12 protein-coding genes are annotated in these 17526 nt (G+C 66.9%); 2 read left to right on the forward strand and 10 right to left on the reverse strand.

From position 1 onward, the window contains the following. Window positions 1–95: 95 nt before the first annotated feature. Complete coding sequence (locus AB0H88_RS50830; protein ID WP_357657230.1) at window positions 96–656, reverse strand: hypothetical protein; 561 nt, start codon at window positions 654–656, stop codon at window positions 96–98. A gap of 464 nt (window positions 657–1120) precedes the next feature. Further along, window positions 1121–1810, reverse strand: coding sequence for a helix-turn-helix transcriptional regulator (locus tag AB0H88_RS50835; protein ID WP_357657232.1), 690 nt, complete (start codon window positions 1808–1810; stop codon window positions 1121–1123). A 249-nt stretch (window positions 1811–2059) separates the two neighbouring features. Here AB0H88_RS50835 and AB0H88_RS50840 point away from each other — a divergent pair, with 249 nt between their 5' ends. Continuing rightward, entirely contained in the window at window positions 2060–3655 is a 1596-nt protein-coding gene (locus AB0H88_RS50840) for an FAD-dependent oxidoreductase (RefSeq protein ID WP_357657234.1), read from the forward strand. Here the strand turns inward: AB0H88_RS50840 and AB0H88_RS50845 are convergent. The 8 genes from AB0H88_RS50845 to AB0H88_RS50880 all read right to left on the reverse strand — a co-directional run bounded on the left by AB0H88_RS50845 (window position 3645) and on the right by AB0H88_RS50880 (window position 15333). Continuing rightward, on the reverse strand, window positions 3645–5258 hold the full coding sequence (locus AB0H88_RS50845; protein WP_357657236.1) for an FAD-dependent oxidoreductase: 1614 nt from the start codon (window positions 5256–5258) through the stop codon (window positions 3645–3647). The genes AB0H88_RS50840 and AB0H88_RS50845 overlap by 11 nt on opposite strands. Beyond that, complete coding sequence (locus tag AB0H88_RS50850; protein WP_357657237.1) at window positions 5255–6367, reverse strand: cellulase family glycosylhydrolase; 1113 nt, start codon at window positions 6365–6367, stop codon at window positions 5255–5257. The genes AB0H88_RS50845 and AB0H88_RS50850 overlap by 4 nt, the downstream gene beginning before the upstream one ends. A gap of 58 nt (window positions 6368–6425) precedes the next feature. Beyond that, the gene (locus AB0H88_RS50855; protein WP_357657239.1) at window positions 6426–7322 is read right to left on the reverse strand and encodes a carbohydrate ABC transporter permease; all 897 of its coding nucleotides are present in this window, start codon (window positions 7320–7322) and stop codon (window positions 6426–6428) included. After that, complete coding sequence (locus AB0H88_RS50860) at window positions 7319–8239, reverse strand: sugar ABC transporter permease (protein ID WP_357657241.1); 921 nt, start codon at window positions 8237–8239, stop codon at window positions 7319–7321. Before AB0H88_RS50860 ends, AB0H88_RS50855 begins: the two co-directional genes overlap by 4 nt. A 76-nt stretch (window positions 8240–8315) precedes the next feature. Next, a complete protein-coding gene (locus AB0H88_RS50865; protein WP_357657242.1) occupies window positions 8316–9680 on the reverse strand; it encodes an extracellular solute-binding protein in 1365 nt (454 codons plus the stop codon). Between the two features lie 45 nt (window positions 9681–9725). Beyond that, window positions 9726–10991 carry an enolase C-terminal domain-like protein gene (locus tag AB0H88_RS50870; protein ID WP_357657244.1) on the reverse strand — a complete coding sequence of 422 codons (1266 nt, stop codon included), beginning with the start codon at window positions 10989–10991 and terminating at the stop codon, window positions 9726–9728. Further along, window positions 10988–11896: an NAD(P)-dependent oxidoreductase gene (locus AB0H88_RS50875; RefSeq protein ID WP_357657245.1), complete on the reverse strand. Its 909-nt coding sequence runs from the start codon at window positions 11894–11896 to the stop codon at window positions 10988–10990. The genes AB0H88_RS50870 and AB0H88_RS50875 overlap by 4 nt, the downstream gene beginning before the upstream one ends. A 176-nt stretch (window positions 11897–12072) precedes the next feature. After that, on the reverse strand, window positions 12073–15333 hold the full coding sequence (locus AB0H88_RS50880) for a sugar-binding protein (protein ID WP_357657247.1): 3261 nt from the start codon (window positions 15331–15333) through the stop codon (window positions 12073–12075). A gap of 174 nt (window positions 15334–15507) precedes the next feature. Between AB0H88_RS50880 and AB0H88_RS50885 the strand changes: the two genes are divergently transcribed. After that, entirely contained in the window at window positions 15508–16512 is a 1005-nt protein-coding gene (locus tag AB0H88_RS50885) for a LacI family DNA-binding transcriptional regulator (RefSeq protein WP_357657249.1), read from the forward strand. The last annotated feature ends 1014 nt before the right edge of the window (window positions 16513–17526 follow it).

Consider the following 17526-nt stretch of genomic DNA (forward strand, 5'->3'; position numbering starts at 1 on the left):
GACTTGCCCGATCTGCGCGTGGCCGTCGAACATCCCGGCGCGCGCTGAACAGTCAGGTGGATTTCACGGTTCGGGTCTGGCGGTGGGCGATCTGATCAGAAGATCCTGCCGAAGCGGAAGGACGTGCGTCCGGCGCTGTCGCTCCAGATGGCAGCGATGGTCGAAGCGCCGAAGGCATTGGTCCGCTGGGCCTGCAGCCGGATCGTGGTGGGCCCGGTCACGGTGATGCGCTCGCTGATCGGAGAGGTCGTGTTCTTGGCGATGATCCCGGCGCCGGCCGAGGTGGTGTCGATGAGCTGGCTGAGGATCCGCTCGCTGTTGGGTAGGGCGGCGCCTGATGCGACGTTCCACAGACGGGCGACCATGTACGTGTTGACCGGGGGAACCCCCTGCAGGCGTGCCCGGACGTCCAGGTCGAGTGCGTAGGTGCCGGCGCTGGGCAGGGTGACCTGCAATCCGGTGTTGACCCAGGTGCCGGACGCGGTGGGCTGCAGATCGACGTTGGCGGGCAGATAGGCGATGCCCGAAAACGCGAACAGGTGGTTGCGGGTGCTGGAGGCCGGGGTCGTGGCTGACGCCGAGGTCGGCATCATGCCGCCGGCGGCTAGTACGGCGGCGCCGGCCGTCAGTGCTGCCAGGCGGATACGGGTGCGCATCGAGGCGATCACCTTTCTCGTAAATGATCTGTGCCTCGCTGTGATCCCCGCCCCTACTCATGACACAACGTATCTTGATGGTAACTCTTCGCAATGATCCCGTGGGTCGGCTCTCAGGTCGTCGTCAGAGTCAGGAGCCAGCCGGCGTCGCGGGAGATGCGGATGGCGTCGATCCGGTTGCGCCCGCCGACCTTGCTGATCGCATCGGTCTGCCTGGCGGTGAGCGGGCTGCTGGCAGCCTCCAGGACGGCGGCGACGAGGCCGGGTTCGCCAGCGGACAGCCGCAGTTCCTACGCCTCTTCGTACGTCGCCGTCCGCCGTTTCAGAACTCGTAAAGAATCCATCCACTTCGGATCCACAGCCGCCTGCCAAAGTCCACGCAAAAGATCCGAGTTTCCAGAACAGAGAAAGGTACGGAGGACTAATTATGGACATCTGCCGCAGGATCCTCCGCCCCCACGATCTCAACCACGACTCCCTGCTCGGTATTCAGAAGGCGGCTGACCAGTGCTGACCTTGAAGACTCGACTGAGATAGAACGCACTGCGATAACCGCACTGTTCGGCGATGTTCTGCAACGTGAAGTCGGTCCCGCTCAACAGCTCCCGAGCCTTCCCCAACCTGACGTCGCGAAGGTATTGGATCGGGGTGACGCCGCGAACGTCGCGGAAGCGTCGCGAGAGCAGCGAGGGGCTGACGCCCAGCGTTCTCGCGAGATCGCCAAGCGAAAGATCCGGCGACGCGAAGTTGTCCAGGATGAAGACGACCGCCTTACGTACCAGGGCATCCTCACGCGTTCCCGCACGCGTCCGATCCCAATGGACGGCTATCAGTACATCGCTGACCACATGGGCCGCGACCAGGTCAGCAGCCAATGCTTGATGGCCCTCTTCGACAGCAGACTGCGTCGATTCGAGCAGGGAGAGGTTGGCGCGCAGCCGGTCGACGTCGCGCAACCGACTACAGCCGATCGGCGGCTCCAGGGCGGTCAGGAATCGCGCGAAGAAGAACGCCGTCGGCTCGTGCATCCGCCGCCGTAGGGTGCTGCCGGGTGGGCTGATGACCACATCGCCGAAACGCGCTTCGCCACGGAGTCCCGCCTCACCCACATCATCGACTTCGTAGGAGAACGCCCCGTTCCTCGGGAGCAGCATGCACCATCCCTCGTACCTGTCGGAACTGAGGCTGAACTTGGGGCGCTGAGGCGCCAGAACGTAGCCGTCAAGGCTCGGACAAGCTGCGGGCATCCTGTGGTCTCCCGTCAAAAATGTGCATGGCCTCGATCAGAATGGCCATTCCGCGGGCTGTCGCCGCCCGAGAAGATGTGCAGACCCCGCGGCCTTCCAAGGATCTCGGGGCATCGCGTGCAACCAACGCTCCAACGCTCCAACGGGACGGAATCGATGACGCTGAGGGCCGATATTTGTGTGTACGGGGGAACACCCGCAGGCTGTGTCGCCGCCATCACGGCGCATCAGGAGGGCGCGTCCGTAATACTCGTCGAGCCAGGTCGTTGGCTGGGTGGAATGCTGGGCGCGGGAATCAAACCGCTGCAGGACTGCCCCGTTCCTGAGGCGGTGGGCGGCCTGACGAGCGATGTGATCTTCCGTTTCGGGAACCATCCCCCCGACATCGTGCGCAAGTTCCATGAGTGGGTCGCCGACGCCGGCATCACTGTGATTTTCGAGCACCGCATCGTCGCGGTGACGCGAGATGGTGACCATATCGACACGATCCATGTTGAGCCTTCACCGCCGGACGCCTGGGGAGTTCCCGCGCCCGCGGCCGAATCGGAAGAGCCTCGCGGCATATCCGCATCGGTATTTGTCGATGCTTCTTATGAAGGCGACCTCATGGCTCTCGCGGGGGTTCCCTATCGAACCGGACGCGAGTCGCGCCAGGCGTTCGGCGAGGCCCTGGCCGGTGTTGGGCAGATCACAAACTGGGCACCGATCGACCCCTATGTCGTGCCTGGAGACAGCACCAGCGAACTCCTCCCGCTCATCGACGATGACCACGGATTGCCGATCGGTTCGGCGGACGGCTACACACAGGCATACAACTTCCGCTTCTATCTGACGACGGACATGCGGAACAAGGCCGAGATCACCGCGCCGGAGGACTACTCGCCTGACACGTTCGAATTGGTTCGCCGATACATCGAGCACATCAAGTCCGTAAGTAAGAGCCCCAGCGACCAGCTGAACAGCCTCCGGGATATATTTCCTGGCTGGCTCAACTCAGGTGAATACAACTACCAGCGATCCTCTCTTGTCACGAATGCGCCTGTCGGCGTGAGCCACGACTACCAGGACGGCGACTGGAACGCCCGATCGCGGATCTGGCGCTATCACATCGACTACCTCCGCGGCCTGCACCACTTCCTCTCCACCCACCCGGAGGTGCCCGAGGAGTTCCGGCAAGAGACGGCCGCGTACGGCTTGGACGCCAGTGTCTTTCCGGAGACCGGCGGGTGGCCACATCAGCTCTATGTACGGGTGTCTCGGCGGCTCAAGGGCCAGTACACCCTTACGCACGCGGATGTGTTGAACCAGACTGAGCCTTCCGATGCCATCGGCCTTGCCCTCTTCGGCGTGGATGTGTACCCCGCTCGGCGCATCCCCCATCGCGATCCCGAAACAGCGCGACTCGGGGTGGCGACCGAGGGGGACATGTTCATCGGCGGACACATGGGAACGGGCCGGCCGTATCCCGTTCCCTATCGCGCCATCACGCCGCGCAGGAGCGACTGCGCGAATCTGCTCGTGCCCGTGTGCCTGTCGGCGACGCACATCGCGTACGCGGCCACCCGCATGGAACCCGTCTTCTGCGTGCTCGCGGAGTCGGCCGCCGTCGCGGCGACGTTGTCGATCCGGAATCAGGTCGCGGTTCAGGACATCGATATCGAGCAGCTGCGGAAACGCATCACCGAGAGAGGCCAGGTCATCGCCTGGAGCCAGCCGAGTGAGGGAACACCGGAAACAGGGCTCAGCTCGTAGATCGACCGGTGCGGATGTCGTCGGGCCACTCAAGAGTGACACCGAGGTCGTCACGAAGACGTCGCTGCAGGCGGCGGACACTCGTCGGGTCGGCCCGGAGTCGCGCCGGTGTCTGTGCCGTCTCGGCGACCTGGGCCGCCAGCGCGCCAACCGCCTCGCCGATGGACCATTCGACCGGATGCAATCGGTAGGCGCCGTTGGCGATGTGGGTGGTGCCGATGTTCTTGTTCGCGGCGACGAGGTTGTCGACGTCGACCGGGATGAGGGCGCCGAGCGGAATCTGGAAGGGGAAACAGTCGATGTCGACATAGCCTCTTCCAGCCGTACTGGGGTGCAGATCGATGCGGTAGTGGCCGATGCCGACGCTGTCCTCGAAAAGGGCGCTTCCCACGCCGGGCCCCCGCATTTCCACCCCGATGTGCGCCTCAGTCACCCGGAACACCGGGCGGATCCGGCGTGATTCGCGAATGTAGGCCTCCTTCGCCAATCCATCCGAGGTGCCCATGACATCGCCCCTGGGTCGCAGCTCGGGATAGCCGGTGCCGCCGTCATGGCGAGGGGCCTCGGTCTGCATCCAGTAAACGAAGCCGCGCGTGAGAGATCGCGCCTCCGCCAGCGCGTGTTCGCGCTCCTGCGGGCTCACACCGAGCAGGGGGCGCTCCCAATAGTCGATCTGCGGCCAGTTCGCCAGCGTGATCTCGCCACCGGGGAAGCTCGGGTCGAGGTTCTGCCGCGACAGGATTCGGCGGTAGTGCCACAGGTCGTCGGCGCTTGTGTGAACCGCTTGTTCGGGCGAGTGGACGAACAACGGCCGCCACCGCACCTCCCCCGTGTCGGGCAAGATGTCCTTCCAGGACAGCTGCGGGCCGGGCCATCGTGGGTCGACGGTGTCGCGCCAGTATGCGTAGCCGGCGGGCCGGTCGATGGTGTGGTCTTCGCCTTCGCGATATTCGAGCGCCACGCACCAGGTGACCGCCTGCTGGTCTCGTGGATCCGGCTCCAGCGGTGCGTGCAGCTCGCCGGTCTCGTCGCGGGACTCCGCCCCGAAGGTGTAGAACATGCCGGCCTGCTCAAGGAGATCGCCCTCTTCGGTCGCGTCTGCCACGAGGCGGGCGGTCACCTCCACGGTGTCGCCATCCCGGCTGCGCAGACGTACGCCGGTGATCTGCCGGTCACGGCGGTCCACGTTCACCACGTCGTGTTCACGGAGCACGGTGATCGCTCCCGAGGCGAGGTGCGGAGACAGCACCTCCTCGATCGCCAGGGCGCCCACTCTCGGTTCGTGACACAGCGCCGAGACGTTGCCTAGGCCCGGATTCAGCCGCGGGTCCACGGCCGCGTCCGGTGTAAGCGGATATAGGCGGCGATAGTGAGCGCGGATGTTCTCGCGGAGCTCCCGGTAGGAGGCTGATCCGAGATCGGTCTCGATCCACCGGTGCTCATCCGGCGGAACCGCCTGCGTGGTCAGCTGGCCACCGAGCCAGTCCGACCGCTCGGCGAGCACCACACGGATACCGAGGCGCGCCGCGGTCAAGGCGGCGGCGACTCCCCCGAGCCCTCCTCCGACGACCAGAAGGTCCGTATGCAGCGCCTGGTTGGTCATGACGCACTCCTTTCGAGCTCGATCGCAGGTCCAGCGCTCGCCCCCATGTGCGCGAACCACTGTTCGGCGAAGGCGATGTCAGGCGCCCGTCCAGTCGGCAGCACGATCGCCGGCTCCGCTGCCGATGGGACAGGCGGCCGATCGCGCAGCTCCGCGACCACCTCGGCCACCCGCGAGCCGATCGGTTTCGTCCGCCCTTCGGCATCGATGAGGCCCAAGCCGTACTCGAGTTCGTCGAACCCCGTGAAGCGGCGGCTGATGTCGTGGGACGCCCACCAGGTCACGGCGCCGAGTCCGGGAATCGCGGCGGCTCGCCGCAGCATCCGCTCGGCGAAATCCTCCACCGCCACGTCCGTGAGCCAGAGCGGCGAAACCCCGACCTCCTGGATCCACAGCGGCTTGTCCGCGGCGCCGGGAGTCGCGCGAGCGACCTGGGAGAGATGGTCGGGAATGGCCCAGGCGCGCTCTTCGCCGACCCTGGCGAGGGCCCCGGTGAAGTACGGCCACGCGTGCACCGGAATGAGATCGCACGCACCGGCCAGGAACGCCCGGCCGATCGGGGCGTCGTCGCTCATCCACGGCACGTGGTCGACTCCTACGGTGACCGGCACGGCGGCCGCACGCGCGGCGCGAAGCATCCTCGCGGCCCATGCCTCGCCCTCACCCGCCTTGAGGTGCTTCATGAGTACGTTGGGTTCGTTCGCGACGTCGACGCACCACAGCGCCGGGTGACCTTCGACCGCACGCGCGACCGCGCCGACGAGTAGTTCCGCGGCATTGACGGCTTCGGGGTCGGTGAACGGATCGACCTCCTTCAACCAGCCGGGCCGGAAGTCGAAGCCGCTCAGCCAGCCGTCCAGCACGGTGACGCAGACGTCCAGTCCGTTCTCCGCCGCACGATCGAGCAGGTGGACGAGCCGGCGGAGCGCTCGCGGTGACACCCACAACGGGTTGGGCTGGAAGAGCGGCCACAGGCACTGCACCCGGACATGGTCGAACCCCAGCGAGGCGATCTGGTGGAGATCTTCGGCGAAGGTGTCGTCGTCTTCCGCCCAGGCGTACCACCAGTTCTCCCGCGGCAGGTAGTTGACCCCGAAGCGCGCGCTCACGCCGCCAAGCTGGTCGAAATGTGGCATTGGTGTCCTTCGTCCGAGGCAGGCGCGTAGGTCAGCCCTTGAGGGCGCCGGCATTGCCTGCCGCCTGCAGGAACTGGCGCTGGAGGATGAGGAAGAGACCGACGGGGATGATGACCGAGATGAAGAGCGCGGCCATGAACTGGGAGAAGTCGATCGTGCTCTGCAGCCTCGGCAGCGCGACCGATATCGGCTGGTCCTGCGGGTTCGGCAGAACGAGCAGCGGCCAAAGGAACTCTTTGTAAGAGGCGACGAGCGTGAGGAGGCTGACGACACCAAGGATCGGGCGGGACATCGGCAGGACGATGGAGAAGAACATCCTGAACGGTCCTGCTCCATCGATGCGGGCCGCGTTGAAGAGTTCGCCGGGGATGCCGGCGAAGAAGCGCTGCATGAGCAGCACGTTGACGGCGTTGGCCGAGGATGGCAGCCATACCGCCCACATCGAGCCCAGCAGGCTACCGTGGACGAGCGGAATGTCGATGACGGTCAGGTAGAGCGCTACCAGGGAGATCACGCCGGGAATGAACAAGGTGGCGAGGATCGCCGCGAACACGGGCTTGGCATACTTCGGTTTGAGAACGGCCAGACCGTAGCCGCCGGTCGTGGCGACCAGCAGCCCCAGGAACAGCGACCCGGCCATGAGCGCGAGGGTGTTCCAGAAGTATCGGCCGAAGTCGACGCGCGTCCACACCTGAACGAAGGAGTCCCAGTGGATGCCGCTGGGCCAGAGGGAGAACGGCGCCGACAGCGTCTCGGTAGTGGTGGACGTAGCGGCTTTGAAGAGCCAGAAGAGCGGGCCGGCGCACAGGATCACCAGGCCGGTGACGACGAGCGCGCCGATCACCCCGCTCGCGACGCGGACGGCGGGCCGGCGACGATCGATGAAGGAGAGGATCCCGCGCTCGTATGGTTCGGGTCCGGTGGTCATGAGGTGCTCCAGCGTCTGGTCGCCCTGAGATATACGGCGGACAGGGCCGAGAGAACGAGCGCGAGCAAGATGCTCAAGGCAGTGGCTCGGCCGTAGTCACCCGAGATGAATGCGTAACGATAGATGAGCAGCAAAACCGTGACGGTGCGGTTCTCCGGGCCGCCGTTCGTCATGATGTACGGCTCGGTGAAGACCTGGAACGTGCCGATGACCTGGAGCAGGAACATCACGAGAAGGATCGCGCGCATCTGGGGAAGGGTGATGTGAAAGAACCGGCGAAGCACCCCTGCTCCGTCGGCCTCGGCCGCGTCGTACAGCTCGGTCTGGATGCTCATCAGCGTCGCCAGATAGATGATCGTCGCGGTGCCGAACGACGCCCACGTCGCTTGCAGCACGATCGACGGCATGGCCAGATCGCCATTGTTCAGCCAGGCGACAGGGCCCAGGCCGAACCAGCCCAGAACGGAGTTGAACACTCCCTGCGGGCTGGGGTCGAAGAACGCCTTCCACAGCAGCACAGCGACGACCGGCGGGAAGATGACCGGCAAGTAGACGAGAACGGACGCGACCTTCCTCGCCCGCCGTAACTCGGCGATGAACACCGCCAGAAGTACCGGTACCGGGAACCCGATCACGAAGGCCAGGACCGTGAACCACAGCGTGTTCGAGACCGCGGTCAGCAGGAGAGGGTCCCGCAGGACGCGGGCGAAGTTGTCGAGCCCGACCCACTCGGAGGTGAGAAAGTTCGTCCGCTGCAGACTGAGCAGCAGGGAGCGGAGGATCGGCCACCACGAGAACAGCCCGAACGACACCAGAAGCGGAATGAAGAAGATCAACGTCGAGAGCCCGCCCCGGCTGACCCAGCGCGCGACACGGCGCGAACGCCCTGGCTCAGGGGTGGTGGTTGCATCCGTCATCGTGTCGAAAACCCCTTTCTGCGCTGTCGACACCGCCGCGCCGGAGAGAGCCACCGGCGCGACGGGAAGCGACGGTTCAGCCCGCGTCAATTGCGGCCTGGACCTTCTTCTGGGCGTCATCGAGCAGGGCGGTGATGTCGGCGTCTCGTCGCGTCAATACCGCCTGTGCGACGGTGTCGAGAATTCCGTACGTCTCCTGCGCCTTCGCCGCCGGTTCGGGCACGAGCGGCAGGCTCTTGGCCGAGTCGAAGTAGGCCGCGAAGTGCTCGCGCGGCACGTTGATGTAATCCTTCACCCAGGTCAGATACCGGTCGGTGGTGGCCTGGTCGAAGAGCGGGAGCACCGGTGCGCCTACCGGTAGCTTGTCGGCGGCGGCGGCCTTGGCGCCCGTGACAGCCGCTTGTTCGTTGTTGTATTTGTTGAACTCGGCGAAGTCGATCCACTTGAGCGCGGCCTTGATCTCCTCCGCCGAGGCCCGCGGGTTGATGATGGCCACGGATCCGCCGCCCAGGGTGCCGAGAGCGCCGGGCGCCTGCGGCAACGGGGCGAGTCCGAAGTCGTCCGGCTTCATCCCGAGGGACTGGACCACGGGGGTGTACGTGTCCGCGCCCTGCACGATCATGCCGACTTTGCCGCTGGCCAGAGCGTTCGTGATGTCCTTGTACCCGACCAGGAAGTCGGACCCGAAGGTGTCGTCGTCCCAGCGCAGTGAGCGGTAGAACTCAAGCGCGCCGCGGGTGGCGTTGTTGTTGATGGTGGCCTGCTTGCCGTCATCCGACTGGATCTTGCTCCCGTAGGCGTAGCTCATGGTCGTGAGCACCCAGCCTCCGGTGTTGTCCTTGGTCATGGCCCCGAAGCCCTGCACACCGGTCTTGGCGTGGATGGTCTTCGCGGCGGCCCGTACCTCGTCCCAGGTCTTCGGCGGCGCGTCGGGGTCGAGACCGGCCTTGGTGAACAGGGCGCGGTTGTACAGCAGCCCCATGCTGTAGGCCTGGACGGGAACCCCGAAGACATGGCTTTCCGGACCGGTGGCGACCTTGAGGATCGATGGATTGATCCGCTTGACGCTGGAGTCGGCGCCGACGTAGCCGGTGATGTCCGCAGCCTGCTGCCGGGCGATGATCCCCTGCATCTCGGTGAACGGCACGTAGAACACCGTGGGCAACTTCCCGCCGGCGACAAGCGCCTGGAAGGTGTTCACGTCGAACGTGGATTCGTCTCCGGTGACCTTGATGCCGGAGTTGGCGGCGGTGAAGTCGGAGATCTTACGTTTGAACGCCTTGAGCTGATCGGGGTTTTCCTGGGTGGGCTGACCGGCGACGGTGATGGACACCGAGCCGGGCTTCGACGGGCTCTCGGCGGCACAGCCCGAAGTGAGAGCGAGCGCCGCGGCACCGGCACTGAGGGCGGCAGCGAACTTCCGGACATTGGTGGGGGGCATGGGTCTCCTCAGTACTTGGTGCTGGTGTTCTCATGAGGGCTGCGATCAGGGGGCGATGAGTCCTCCGTCCAGCCCTCGGACGCGGGCAGCCCAGGCGTCGTGCCCCGACAGGCCGGCGGGGTGGCGGGCGGCGGCGGACTCGTCGAGATCGATCCCCCAGCCGGGACTTTCGTTCGGGCGAAGCCAGCCGTTCTCGATGCGCAAGGTTCCCGGGAACACTTCGTGCACGGCTTCGCGGTACAGATGCCCTTCCTGGATGCCGAACGCCGGACTCGTCACGTCGAGCGCGACGTTGGCGGCGGCACCGATCGGCGAGGTGTCGCCGGGACCGTGCCAGGCCGTACGGACGCCGACGAGTTCGGCCGCCGCGGCGATCTTGCGCGCGGCCGTCAGCCCGCCGAGGTCGGAGACATGTGAGCGGATGAAGTCCACGCCGCCCCCCAGGACCAGGCACGCGGCATCCGTCACCGACGTCGTCAGCTCACCGACCGCGATCGGTACGGGTGAGGCGGCACGCACCTCCGGCAGCCGGTCCCAGTGCTCGGGGGCGACGACGTCCTCGAGGAAGAAGAGCCGATAAGGCTCGAGAGCGCGCGCGAGAACGACCGCCTGCTTCGGGGTCAGCCGAGAGTGGACGTCGTGGAGCAGCTCGATCTCGCCGCCGAAGCGCTCACGGGCGGCGGCGAACAGCTCCGGCGTACGCCGCAGGTACTCCGACACGCGCCAGCCACCCGGATACGGCGCGGACTCGTCGGAGATGTCAGCCGTCGGAGGAGCGCCGTAGGTGCCGGGGCCCGACTGGCCGACCTGGAGCCGGATGTGCCGCAGCCCGGCCTCGCGAAGACCTTCGGCCTGGTCGAGGGTCTCTTCGATCGAGGACGCGCCCGCGTGCAGGTAGGTGTCGGCGGCGGCGCGTACCTTGCCGCCCAGCAGCTCGTGCACGGGTCGTCCAGCCCGCTTGCCGGCGATGTCCCATAATGCCTGGTCGAGCCCAGAGATCGCGTTGTTGCCCACCGGCCCTTCCCGCCAGTAGCCGGAGAAGCGGGCCAAACGCACCAGGTCTTCGATGTCACCGGGATATCGCCCGATGACGAGCCTGGCGAGATGCTCCTCGACGTACGAGGCGACCGCGCGCCACCGCTGTGCGTACGTGGCGCAGCCGAGCCCGTAAAGGCCGTCGTCGCTGGTGGTCACCTTCACGACGAGAAGCGGGATGCCTTCGGGGGCGGTGGCGATGGCCCGGACGCCCGTGATGCGCACATCGTCCGGCGCCTCCCACGGCTGTTCGAACGCGGTGGTGTTGTCACTCATGCCGGCGTCTCCAGGAAGGTCGCGTTGATCGGGTCGCTGAGGCGGTGCCGGGGGGTCCAGCCGAGGATGCGGCGGGCAGCGGCGGTGTCGATCGGGGCGGTGCGGCCGGGGAAGTTCCGGCGCCGCTCGCTCGCCGGAGCGAAACGGTCGAGCAGGAGATCGGTCGGCTCCTCCACGAGGGTGTCCTCCGCCGCCAGTAACAGGGTGTGCATGCCGGTGACCGGCCGGGTCAGCCCACGCAGCACCGCGTCCACCGCGTCCGCCATCGCCAGATACGCCCATCCTTCCCGGGCGAGACGTGCCTGCTCGTCCGGGTCCTGGCTGAGACGCGCGGCCGCCGCTCGCAGCTCAGGAAGGTCACGCACGAGAGGGAAGCGCAGGGCGATCACCGTGATGTCCCAGCGGCTGTACGCCCAGGCCGCGGTCTGCTCATCGACCCACTTGGACAGGGAGTAGGCATCGTCATGCGCGACCGGTGACAATTCGTCGAGCGGGTAGTAGGCGGGAGTGAGATCGTGCCGGTTGAGGGGCACCCCGAACGCGTTGATCGAGCTCGCGATGACCGCGCGGCGAACGCCGACCTCGCCGGCGACGTCCAGCACGGTGAAGGTGGCCGAGGTGTTGCCCACGAAGACCTCGCGCGCCGTTCCCAGGCCAGGGTGCGGTATCGCGGCGAGGTGCACGACGGCGTCCGCGTCCTTGAGCGCCTGTCGGACAAGAGTCGCGTCAGCGGCGTCACCGGTGAACACCCGGTCAGCCGGCGACGGCGCCGACCAGGCGGCCGAGAGTGCCGACACAGAGATGCCCGCGCTCAGCAGTGCCTCCACGACCGGCCGGCCGATGGTGCCATCGGCACCGGTGACCAGCACGCGCGTGGGCTTCATGGGCGAGGCGGATTCAGTCAAGTGCCGTCCTAAAGATCCAAGCTTCATCATGTGCGAAACCGCTTTCGCTAGAACACCACAAGATCTCAGAGCGTGTCAATCGCCGTATTACTCCACACCGGCCGGGGTATTTCGAGGCGTACGGAATGCCCGGGTTCGCTCTTCTGCGGCGAACCCGGGACAGCCCGTCTAGCCGGTCAGGACTTGCCCGCGGTGACCGCCAGCAGGCGCAACGACCGGAACTTCGCGGGGTCTTTCGACTCCGCCACGCCCTTGCCCCAGGTGCTCCATCCGCGCCGGCCGGTGCCGTCGTTCTCGTTGACGGCAACGGTCGCCGAAAGGATCCTGTCGGCGGGGTTCACTCCGATCGCGCTGAACGGGACGGACAACTCGTACGTGGTCGTCTTCGCGGCTTCGTCACGCCTGACCGCCGAGGCGAGCCCCGCGGTTGTGGCGTTCGTCGGCAACCAGCGCGCGAGATCCACCGGGCCGGCGCTGGTAAGAGCCGTACCGATCTCATTGACCGGTGGGGCGCTCTCGCCGGGCCACCCTGGCGTCACGCCGAGCTGGACGCCGTCGCCCTGCCAGATGTTCAGGGCTCGCGCGGGCTGGGCGTGCACGTTGTCGGTGATCACAGCGGTCAGGTACAGGCGTTCGGCGTCGTGGGTGAGCCAGAGACGGCCGCTGTGATCCTCGTTTCCCGCCCAGCCGGTGATGACCTGCTCGGCCGCGCCGAGCGTCTGCGCGGGAAGGACGGATACCGCCTTGTCGACCTTGCCGTCCACCTTCACCGGGCGGAACGGCACATCGACCGGATCCACCTCGACGAGGGTCCCGTGCGCGGTGGCGGTCGCGTCGCCGACGGCCGTGGCAGACCAGGCACCGAGCTCGGACAGCGGTACGTCGACGGAGACGCGGCCGTTCCCGGCGATACTCGTGTCGGGCAGGGACCGGCCGCTGGACGAGCCCACGGTCCAGTTGATCCCGTCCAGTTCGACGGGTTCCGCGCCGCGGTTCACCAGGGTGAGCCGCAGAAGGTCGGCACCGGTGGCGTTGAGCGCGTGCGTACCGGTGAGCCCGAGCCGGGACACCACGTCGGCGCTCGCCGTAAGAAGCCCGATCGTGCGGTCGCCCTCGCGGACCTCGGCGGTCCAGGTACGCCTGCCCACGCCCGCCGCCGGCAGCGTGACGGCCACGGACCGGGTCTCGCCCGCCGCCACCTGCGCGGAAGCCGTTCCGGTGCCGCTCCGCAGGGACACCTCCAGCGCCCGGTCCCCGGCGGTGACCGTCCACTTCGCCGCGGGCGCGAGGCCCTCGATGGCCTTGTCGACCGTGAGGGTGTACGGCGACTGCGTCCGCACCTCCCCCAGCTCTCCGGTGAGATACACCGGATCCTTGCCGACGGCGACGTGGACCAGGCCGTCGGCGTCCGGCCTCAGTGTCGCCTGGGCGCCGTAGAGGTCGGTCACCGTGACCTCGCCCGCCGCCTTGACGCTCCAGGTCTCCGGCTTCAGCGCCCATAGAGCCTGCATGCGGGTCGTGGCGGGCTCGCCGGAGCGGGCGCCGAACTCCACGCCGTACTGGCCGCTGCCGAGGGCCAGCGCCTGGCGGACCTCGCGGTCATCGGTCTGGCGGGTCAGGATGCCCTGCGCGACGAAGGCCGGTTTCGGGGTGTACGCACCCCGGGGGTCGTTCTCGTTCCGGATCATTCCGAAGCGGTCCTCGGGATCCTTCGGATCGGTGCCGTCGTCCTTGAAGTCGTAGACGGTGTAGCGGCCGATCCCCTTGCCGAGGGCCAGCAGTTGCGCCCGTGAGAGGTCGCGTGCCTGCGACTTCTCGTCGGCGCCGAGCGGCGTGTCGGAGGTGTGCCAGCCGTGCTCGCTGAGCCAGATCGGCATGTCGCGGTGCCCGGCGGCGTCGAGTTTCGCGCGGATCACGGCGACGTGGTTCATGAACGCCTCCGGCTCCGCGGCGAAGTCATAGGGGTGCGTGGTGAACGCGTCGATGTTGTCCAGGCCGCCGGCGGCGATGAAGTCGTCCACCCAGCTCGACCAGTTGTCCATCGGGGCCAGCGCCGGACCGACCAGCCGCACGCCGGGATGAGCCGCGCGGACCCGCTTGGCGGTCGTGGCCAGGAGCGCCGCGTAGTTCGCCGCGGTCGCGCCGGCGGGCCCGGTCCGGTCGCGCAGGTTCCACTCGTTCCACACCTCGTAGAAGGTGTCGTCCGTGCCGAACGTGGCGACCGAGACGTCGGCGTAGTTCGCGAACGCGTCCCGCCCGACCTGCGTGGCCGGCGCCTCGCCTTCGTGGTAGAGGCTGTTGCCGTACGCGAGGATGTCGAAGAACTTGAGGCCGTTCTTCGACAGCGCGGCGGTGTAGGCGTCCACCCTCGCGGGGAAGTCGATCGTGCCCTTGACCTTCTCCGCCTGCGCCCAATAGGCCTCATCTCTGGCGAAGCCGACTCCCGCGTCGGCGATGAGCGGGATCGTGTCAGGGGACCAGGCCTGCCCGTAATGCGTCGCGACGCCGATGCGTTCCTCGCGCGCGTCGGACGCGGGAAGCACAGACACGTCGGTGCCGCCCGCGACGCGGCGGCCGTCGGGCTGCACGGCCACGAGATCGACCGCGTACCAGCCGGTAGGCAGCTTGCCCAGCGTCAGCGCGCCTCCCAACTCCGAGGTCTCCCGCGCGCCGGTGGCCACCACGGCATTGTCGCTGTCGCGTACGGTCCACTCCACGGACTTCGCCGCGGTCCGGATGCCGAACGACACCTCATCCCCCGTCGTGAACGCGTTACCGGTCGCCTTCGGCACGATCGCGAGGTCGGGCGCCGGCCCCTGCACGGTCACGTCGTCGACGTCGATCGTCGCGGCCGGGCCGTTGATCACGCGGAACGCGTCGACCAGCAGCGACAGCTGCTTGAGCGGGCCATGCCAGACACCGTCGTTCGCGCCGCCCCAGTGGATGTACTCCGGCGCGCCGGCCGGGGCGAAGTCGCTCACGGTGACGCTCTGCCACGGCGATCCGGGAGTGAGCGGGACAGTCTGCTGGTGGGCCTGCCCGGTGCCGTCGACCATCCGGACGACGATGCCCTTCAACTGGGTGCTGCGGAGGGCGAAGGTCAGCGAGCGGGCATCGATCGAGGGGACACCGCGCGCGAGCTCCGCGGTCCCGTTGGGCGCGTTCACGTCGAGCCGGGCGGCGCCGCTGCCACTCGCCGGCGCGTCCGAGGTCACGCTCAGCGACACGCTCGTGCCGCCGCTGGTCGCCGTGAACCACGGGGTGACGCCGTTCTCGAAGTCTCCGAGTACGACATCACCCGCTACGGCCTGGGCTGATGCGGTTGGTGCGACCAGTGCTGTCACGGCCACGGCGATCGCGACCAGCCCGGAAGCGACCCGTCCAGGTAATGGATTCTTCCCTGTCAATCGGCGTGCGGGGGTGGGGCCAATCGGCATGCGCGCTCTCCTCGCTGTCCGCTGTCCTAGCTGTCCTTGCTGGACCACGACATCGCCACCAGTGCGAAACCGATTTCGCACTGGCCGCAGTGTGAGCGGCGGCCAGGGCCGCTGTCAAGGAGGACCTGCCGAACGACGCGCCATCCGCCGTTCGGCCTTCGGTACACTCAGCCAGTGCCGTCCAACCGCAAGGGCAGTGTTCGGCTGAGTGATGTGGCTGCGATCGCAGGAGTGTCCCTCTCGACTGCCTCGAAAGTGCTCAACGGAACGGACCGGATTTCCGAAGCGACGCGTGCGCGGGTGCTCGCCGTCGCCGAGCGCCTCGATTTCAGGCCGAATCAGCTCGCGCGTTCCTTCGCGCTGGGCCGCAGCCGCACGATCGGCGTGCTCACCCACCGCGCGGCGAGTACGTTTTCCGGGCCCGTGGTCATCGGCGCGGTCCTGCAACTCGGGAAGCTCCAGCAAGCCGCCCTCGTTTTCGACGAAGACATCCTCGCCGCCCGCGAGATAACCGAGAGCATCCGCCAGTTCCAGGCCCGCCAAATTGATGGACTTCTCGTCATAGGCGACGGACACGAGCGCCGATCACCGTCGATCACCCACCATTTCACCGTGCCGGTGACATATGCTTTCGCGGCCTCCGACCACCCAGAAGACGTCGTCTACCTGCCCGACAACGAAGGCGCGGGAGCTCTCGCCACTCGCCATTTGCTCGACCGCGGGCGTACGCACATCGCCCACCTGACCGGCGATCCGTCGAGTATCGCCGTGCGCCTGCGAGAGCGCGGCATGCTCACCACGCTGAAGGAGGCCGGGCTCAGCCCTGCTGCTCCGACACGTTATGGCTCCTGGTCTGAAGGGTCTGGAGTCGACGCCATGCGGGAATTGCTCGATTCCGGGGCGAAGGTCGACGCGGTGTTCTGCGGCAATGACCACATCGCCCGTGGGGTGCTCAATGTCTGCGAGGCCAAAGGGCTACGCGTACCTCAGGACCTGGCGGTTGTCGGAGTCGACAACTGGGAGGGAATAATCGTCGATCAGGGGGTCCGGCGGCTGACGACGATCGACCTCGAACTCCGGGCCATGGGACAACTCGCCGCCGCGAACGTTCTCGCCGACGACCGCACCCCAGGGGAACATTACGTCCCCCCCACACTCGTACTCGGCCCGTCGTCCTAGCGCATACGCGCTCCTCGATGGGCCCCAGCGCCACGCTCGGCTCTGACGTCGCCTGTCAGGCAGCACGCGGAAGGCTCGGACTGCCCCATCGGCCCGGCAAGGCGGAGTACCGAATGCCGGACCGCGCGTCTCCGCAGGTCCGGGTCGACCACTACCGAGACGCGACCGCCTGGAAGGTATCGCGAGCCGCTAGGGCTCCGACCCTGCAAGATCGGGAATTGGATATTACCTCTTCCGACCTTGTGTTCGAGATAAGGGAAATGTAAAGATCATCCTGCCTTCCTCTCCACGCCGATCGAGGTGAACTTGAACGCACCAAGACGATCACGACGTGCTCATTCACGATTACTCATCGCAGCGATGGCGCTGAGCCTAACCGCGTCACTTCTTCCCGCAGACCAAGCCGCCGCCCAACCATCTCCCGCACCGAGCCCCTCCGCTAAGGACACCACACTCCTCCCACCGATCGACTCGGCCAAAGCAGAGGCGAAAAAGGCCGGCCGTCAGGTAGAGATCCCCAGCCTGCACACCGAGAGCTCGACCACCTACGCCAACAGCGACGGCAAGACTCTCGCCACCGAGTTCTATACCGACCCCATCCGCGTCAAACAGGGCGACGCCTGGCAACCCGTCGACACCACGCTGGTGGCAGACAACGGCACCATCAAGCCGCGCGCCACCAAAGCCGGCTCACACTCTCGCCCGGCGGCAGCACCGACCTGCTCACGGCGGCGAGCCAACGCGACGGGTCGGCGATCAAGATCTCCGCTCCCCAGAAGCTCGCCGCTCCGAAGCTGTCGGGCAACAGGGCGGAATATGCGAATGCCTACGGTCCGGGCATCGACCTAGCGGTCATCGCGACGCCGACGGGATTCCGGCAAGAAGCGATCATCAGGCAACGACCTGCCAGCCCACTTAAACCCGCGTTCCGCAGATGTGTAGCGGGAAAAGCACACAGATCTGCGGTCTGAGCTGGGGAAACGCTTGCGGGCACGCTGATGCGGCGTGTCACTA

Source organism: Nonomuraea sp. NPDC050680 (assembly GCF_040654555.1).
Classification (GTDB): domain Bacteria; phylum Actinomycetota; class Actinomycetes; order Streptosporangiales; family Streptosporangiaceae; genus Nonomuraea.

What these genes read in the sequence shown, in the direction of transcription:
- AB0H88_RS50840 (WP_357657234.1), top strand. Translation starts at nt 2,060, where the DNA reads ATGACGCTGAGGGCCGATATTTGTGTGTACGGGGGAACACCCGCAGGC.
- AB0H88_RS50880 (WP_357657247.1), bottom strand. Translation starts at nt 15,333, where the DNA reads ATGCCGATTGGCCCCACCCCCGCACGCCGATTGACAGGGAAGAATCCA.
- AB0H88_RS50865 (WP_357657242.1), bottom strand. Translation starts at nt 9,680, where the DNA reads ATGCCCCCCACCAATGTCCGGAAGTTCGCTGCCGCCCTCAGTGCCGGT.
- AB0H88_RS50870 (WP_357657244.1), bottom strand. Translation starts at nt 10,991, where the DNA reads ATGAGTGACAACACCACCGCGTTCGAACAGCCGTGGGAGGCGCCGGAC.
- AB0H88_RS50835 (WP_357657232.1), bottom strand. Translation starts at nt 1,810, where the DNA reads ATGCTGCTCCCGAGGAACGGGGCGTTCTCCTACGAAGTCGATGATGTG.
- AB0H88_RS50855 (WP_357657239.1), bottom strand. Translation starts at nt 7,322, where the DNA reads ATGACCACCGGACCCGAACCATACGAGCGCGGGATCCTCTCCTTCATC.
- AB0H88_RS50845 (WP_357657236.1), bottom strand. Translation starts at nt 5,258, where the DNA reads ATGACCAACCAGGCGCTGCATACGGACCTTCTGGTCGTCGGAGGAGGG.
- AB0H88_RS50830 (WP_357657230.1), bottom strand. Translation starts at nt 656, where the DNA reads ATGCGCACCCGTATCCGCCTGGCAGCACTGACGGCCGGCGCCGCCGTA.
- AB0H88_RS50860 (WP_357657241.1), bottom strand. Translation starts at nt 8,239, where the DNA reads ATGACGGATGCAACCACCACCCCTGAGCCAGGGCGTTCGCGCCGTGTC.